This window comes from Amycolatopsis sp. NPDC051061, assembly GCF_040682935.1.
Classification (GTDB): Bacteria; Actinomycetota; Actinomycetes; order Mycobacteriales; family Pseudonocardiaceae; genus Amycolatopsis.
Genome location: NZ_JBFBBZ010000014.1, coordinates 7,495 through 13,164, shown reverse-complemented (window position 1 = coordinate 13,164; position 5,670 = coordinate 7,495). Strand labels below are relative to the sequence as shown.

At 72.9% G+C, this 5,670-nt stretch carries 3 protein-coding genes; 1 reads left to right on the top strand and 2 read right to left on the bottom strand.

What is annotated here, in order from left to right; genetic code table 11:
• Window positions 1–81: 81 nt before the first annotated feature.
• Window positions 82–1,113 carry an alpha/beta hydrolase gene (locus AB0N03_RS20220; protein ID WP_364373633.1) on the bottom strand — a complete coding sequence of 344 codons (1,032 nt, stop codon included), beginning with the start codon at window positions 1,111–1,113 and terminating at the stop codon, window positions 82–84.
• A gap of 92 nt (window positions 1,114–1,205) precedes the next feature.
• Complete coding sequence (locus tag AB0N03_RS20215; protein WP_364373630.1) at window positions 1,206–3,908, bottom strand: AAA family ATPase; 2,703 nt, start codon at window positions 3,906–3,908, stop codon at window positions 1,206–1,208.
• Window positions 3,909–4,044: 136 nt separating this feature from the next.
• On the opposite strand from AB0N03_RS20215, the gene AB0N03_RS20210 reads away from it, so the two are divergent.
• Entirely contained in the window at window positions 4,045–5,559 is a 1,515-nt protein-coding gene (locus tag AB0N03_RS20210; RefSeq protein WP_364373627.1) for a tannase/feruloyl esterase family alpha/beta hydrolase, read from the top strand.
• The last annotated feature ends 111 nt before the right edge of the window (window positions 5,560–5,670 follow it).

Genomic DNA, 5,670 nt, shown 5'->3' with positions numbered 1-5,670 from the left:
CCGCCGGGGCCCCCCCTCACGCCCTCCCGGCTGCCTTCTTTTAACACCTGCCAACCCCCCGTCACCCCCCCCCACGACCACCTACCTGCGGGCGGCGTCCAGGATCGCCTGGGCGAACGGCCTCGGGGCCTCCTGGGGGACGTTGTGCCCGATGCCGTCGAGGATCCGGTGCTCGTACTTGCCCGTGTACTTCGCGCGGTAGGCCTTGCCGTCCTTGGCCGCGCCGTCGAAGTCGCTGGCGATCGTGATCGCCGGGACCGTGATGGCCGGGCCCGTCGCCAGTTTCCGCTCGTACGCCTCGTACTGCGGCTCGCCCGGCGCGAGGCTCAGGCGCCAGCGGTAGTTGTGGACGACGATGTCGACGTGGTCGGGGTTGTCGAACGCCGCCGCGCTGCGGTCGTACGTCGCGTCGTCGAAGTGCCACGCCGGGGACGCCGTCTTCCAGATCAGCTTGTTGAAGTCGTGGCGGTTGGCCGCGTAGCCGGCGCGGCCGCGCTCGGTCGCGAAGTAGTACTGGTACCACCAGCCGAGTTCGGCCTGGGGGGCCAGGGGTTTCTGGTTCGCCACCAGGTTCGTGACGATGTACCCGCTCACCGCGACGACGGCCTGGCAGCGTTCCGGGAAGAGCGCCGCGATGATGTCGACCGTCCGCGAACCCCAGTCGTAGCCGCCGAGGACGGCCTGGTCGATCTTGAGCGCGTCCATCAGGGCGACGACGTCGAGCGCGACCGCCGCCTGCTGCCCGTTGCGGACGGTCTGCGCCGACTTGAACGTCGTCGGCCCGTAGCCGCGCAGGAACGGGACGATCACCCGGTGGCCGGCGGCGGCCAGGATGGGCGCGACGTCGACGTAGCTGTACGGGTCGTACGGCCAGCCGTGCAGCAGCACCACCGGCTGCCCGGTCGCCGGGCCGGACTCGTGGTACGCCATGGTCAGCACCCCGGCGTCGACGTGCTTGAGCTCGCCGAGCGAGGTGTGCTCGCCCGACCCGGCCCGCGGGTCGGGTGTGGTCGAGGGTGCGGCCGCGGGGGCGCTCGAAGACGAGCAGGCCGCCAAGGAAGTCGCCGCCAGTCCCGCCGCGAACGCCTGCCCGAACCTTCTCCTGCTGATCATCTTGACTCCTGTGCGAAAGACCGTGGGACTTTCACGACGTTAGAGCCGGTCCGGTGATCTTCGCGCCCGTCAGGTGACGCAGCGGGTGTAAGTCACCCTTCCAGGGTCTTCAGCGTCCCGGCGAGGTCGCCGCGGGAGCTCACGCCCAGCTTGGGGAAGATCCGGTGCAGGTGCGTGCCGACGGTCCGGTGCGAAAGGTACAGCCGCTGCCCGATCTCCCGGTTCGTCAGCCCGTCGGCGGCCAGCTGCGCGATGCTCAGCTCGTGCGGGGTCAGCTTCTCCCGCGCGTCCGGGCCGCGGTTCGGGCTCGACTCCCCCGCGCCGCGCAGCTCGCGCCGGGCCCGCTCGGCCCAGGCCGTCATGCCCAGGGCGTCGAACGTCTCGCGGGCGGTGCGCAGGTGCGTCCGCGACTCGACGACCCGCCGCTGCCGCCGCAGCCACTCGCCGAAGGCCAGGTGGACGCGGCCGCGTTCGGCGGGCCAGCCGGTCAGGTCGGCCCGCAGCGCCTCGGCGAACCGCGCGTCACTCGGGTCGAGCACGGCACGCGCGTACCGCAGCCCGATGTGCAGGGCGGGCGACGGCGTGCTTTTCGCCAGTGGCGCCAGCTCGGCGAGGATGTCGCGCATCGCGTCGGTCTGCCCGGCGCGGACCGCGGCCTCGGTGAGCTCCGAGACGCAGTACGCGCGCAGCGCCAGCTGGTAGGCGGGATCGGCCGGGTCGAGCAGCCTTTTCAGGTCGGCGAAGGCGTCGTCGAAGCGGCCTTCGCTCAGGTTGGTGAGTCCGCGCGCGAGCTGGACGGTGGCGAGCACCGGCCGGGCGCCCGCGGCGAGCCCGGCGCGTTCGGCCTCGCCGGCCAGGGTCTTCGCCTGCTTGTGGTCGCCGCGCAGGGCGGCGATCTCGGCCTGGACGGCGGTGGCGAGGCCGTACATGAATGGCTGGCCGGTCTCCCGGGCGAACCGGGCGGCTTCGGCGGCGACCGGCACCGCCGCGGCGAGGTCGCCGAGCCGCGCGCGGCTCCACGCCTGGACGGCCAGAGCACGCGGCAGCAGCCCGAGCCGGCCCTGGGCCCGCAGCCCCGGCGCGGCGGCCGCGGAGAACCGCGCGGCGAGGTCGAAGGCGCCGACCTGCAGGGCGGCGCTGCCCAGGTACCGGTCGACCTCGGGATCGGCGCCGGTCGCGCCGACGAGCTTGCGTAGGTTTTCCAGGACGGCCCGCCCGCGCTCGAACGGCGCGACGTAGGCGGTGACGGCCACGACGCGCGGATCGTCGTCGGGGATCGGCAGCCGGTCGGCGACGTCGAGCAGGGCCTTCCGGGCGGCGGCGCCGGGCTCGGTCCAGAAGCACCGCATGGCGGCGCTCCAGAGGATCCGCAGGGCGGCGACGGTTTCCCCGTCTTTCGCGGCATTTTCGGCGGTGACGGCGAGTTCCGCGACGCGGGCGGGGTCTTCGCGAACGCCGTCTTCGAACTCGCTGAGCAGCCGGCTCGCGATAGCCCGCTGGTGCTTGCCGGCGGGTTTCGCGGCGTGCACGAGACGTTCGGCGGTCTCCCGGCGTCCGGAGTCGACGGCCAGCTCGGCGGCCTTCAGCAGCCGGTCGGTCCGGGTCGCGGAGTGCTCGCTGAGGCGGGCGGCCTGTTCGAGCGCGGCGATGGCGGCGGCGGCCCCACCCCGGTACCGGGCCCGTTCGGCGGTGCGATCGAGCTCGGCGGCGATGGCCTCATCGGGTCCCGCGGTCGCGGCGGCTTGGTGCCAGGCGCGTCGGTCGGGCTGGTCGTGCAGGGCTGCGGTGAGGGCGAGGTGGGCGCGCCGCCGGTCGGTCGGGGTGGCGGCCGCGGGAATGGCCGAGCGCATGAGGGGATGGCGGAAGGTGACGGTGCCGGCGGAGAGTTCGACGAGCCGCGCGTCGACGGCGGGGGCCAGGATTTCGGGCTCGACGGCATCGGTCGCCAGGAGCGCGCCGGTCGCCGTCAGCGTCTCCGCCAACGAGGTCGTCTCGTTCAGCGCCGCCACCAGCAACGCCGTGCGAGTCTCTTCCGGCAGCCCCGTCACCCGCGCCGTGAACGTCCGCTCCAGGCGTTCCGTCAACGGCAGCACCGGGTCGAGCCCGTCCAGCTCGGCCAGGCCCAGCGGCAGCTCCGTCAACGCCAGAGGATGCCCCGCCGCCTCCGTCAGCAGCCGGGTCCGCACCGCCGGGGCGAGGCCCGGGGCGACCGCGTCCAGCAGGTCCGCCGCGTCGTCCGCGCACAGCCGCTCCAGGACCATCGGCGCCAGCCCCGCGTCGAGCAGCGGAGACGACGCGCCGTCCCGGAGCGTCGCCACCAGGACGATCGGCTCCGTCTCGATCCGCCGCGCCACGAACGCCAGGACGTCCGCGCTCGCCCGGTCGAGCCAGTGCACGTCCTCCGCCACCAGCAGCAACGGCTTCGCGGCCGCCTCTTCGGCCAGCAGCGTCAGCGCCGCGAGCCCGACCAGAAAAGCGCTCGGCGTCACACCGTCCGCCAGCCCCAAGGCAGTCCGCAAAGCGTCCCTCTGGGGCGCCGGCAGCTCCGCCACCCCCGCCCGGACCGGGTGCAGCAGCTGGTGCAGCCCGGCGTACGCGAGGTTCCGCTCGGCCTCGGCCCCGGTGGTCCGCAGCACGCGCAACCCGGCGACCGACGCCGCGGCCGCCGTCTCGGCCACCAGGGCCGACTTCCCGATGCCGGCTTCGCCGCGGATCACCACACCGCCGCGGTCTTCGGGACCGTCGACGAGCTCGCCCAGCTCCTTCAGCTCGGCTTCCCGCCCGTGCAGCACCATGGAACCGACCTTACCCAACCGGTGTTTCCGCAGCTCAAGGCCGAGTGACGTACATCGACAGCGTCATCCGACGGGCGCGGGCGCCGCACCCGGCCACCTAGCTTCGCAGCGTCCACACAAGCGACCCGAGGAACCGATGAGACGCATCCCGAAGTTCTTGGCGGCCGCCGTGCCGCTCCTGCTGACCGGCCTGATCCCGCTCGCCCCGAGCGCGGCGGCCGCGGCGCCGGCCTGCGCCCCGGTCCCGATCTCGGCGCCCGCCGGCGCGAAGATCGAGTCGGTCACGGCCGAACACAAGACCGCGTACTGCCAGCTCACCCTCACGCTGACGCACTCCGGCACCGACCACGTCAAGGTCGCCGTGGCCCTGCCCGACACCGGCTGGACCGGGCGGCTGCAGGCCCTCGGCGGCAGCGCCTACGCCGCCGGCAACTTCGACGGGCTCGCCCAGGCCGTCAAGGACGGCTACACCGGCGTGACGACCGACGCGGGCGTGTCCCTCGACGGGCTCGACACATCGTGGGCGCTGACCGCCGACGGCGACGTCGACCAGACGCTCCTGACCAACTTCGCCACCCGTTCGGTACACGAAGAGGCCCTGATCGGCAAGGCCGTCACGCAGCGGCACTACCACCGCCCGGTGACGTACTCGTACTGGACCGGCTGCTCGACCGGCGGCCGCCAGGGCTACTCCGAAGCCCAGAACCACGCCGACGACTTCGACGGCATCCTGGCCAACGCCCCCGCCGTCGACTGGACGCAGTTCGCCGTCGCGACGCTGTGGCCGCAGGTCGTCATGAACCAGAGCCACGACTTCCCCGGCAATTGCGTGCTCTCGGCGTTCCGGACGGCCGCGGTCCAGGCGTGCGACGCGCGTGACGGCGTCACCAACGGCATCGTCGACCGGCCGGACGAATGCAGTTACGACCCGCGCAGCCTGATCGGCGCGAAGGTGGTCTGCGAGGGGCATGAGTTCACCGTCACGGCAGCGGACGCCGAGGTCATGCGCAAGATCTGGGCCGGCCCGACCGACGAGCACGGCCGCAAGCTGTGGGCCGGGCTCCCCAAGGGCGCGGACTTCACCTGGCTGGCCGGCACGACGCCGGGCCCCGACGGGACGCTCGTCGCGCCGGGCTTCCCGGTGGCCGTCAAATGGGTGCAGTCGTTCCTGGAGAAGCAGGCTGACTTCGACACGTCGAAGCTGACGTACGGCCAGTTCGCCGACCTGTTCCGCCAGTCGGTGCGGGAGTACGACGACGTCATCGGCACGTCCGACCCGGACCTGTCGGCGTTCCGCCGTGCCGGCGGCAAGCTGATCACGTTCGTGGGCGCGAACGACCAGCTGATCCCGCCGGGCGGCACGCTGTCCTACCGCAAGCAGGTCGAGCGGACGATGGGCGGTGCGCAGCGGGTGAACGACTTCTACCGGCTGTTCCTCGCACCGGGTGTCGAGCACTGCTTCGGTGGCGGCGGCCCGGAGCCGACGAACGCGCTCGGGCAGCTGGTCGGCTGGGTGGAGCACGGCCAGGCCCCGGCCACGCTCGCGGCGGCGTCCGCGGACGGGAAGACCCGGAACCTGTGCCCGCTCCCGTCGGCCTCGCGCTACACGGGTGGCGACCCGGCGACGGCGTCGAGCTACCGCTGCCGCTGACCCCGAGCGCCCCAATGTGGCCTTGGTTGCGTTGAACGCACCCAAGGCGGCCTTCGGTGCGTTGAAAGCCACAAAAGCCAACAATTGGGGCGGGTGTTCATTAAATTTGGG

Bases quoted from the DNA above. Each gene is read 5' to 3' on its own strand.
- AB0N03_RS20220 (WP_364373633.1), bottom strand. From the start codon at position 1,113: ATGATCAGCAGGAGAAGGTTCGGGCAGGCGTTCGCGGCGGGACTGGCG.
- AB0N03_RS20215 (WP_364373630.1), bottom strand. From the start codon at position 3,908: ATGGTGCTGCACGGGCGGGAAGCCGAGCTGAAGGAGCTGGGCGAGCTC.
- AB0N03_RS20210 (WP_364373627.1), top strand. From the start codon at position 4,045: ATGAGACGCATCCCGAAGTTCTTGGCGGCCGCCGTGCCGCTCCTGCTG.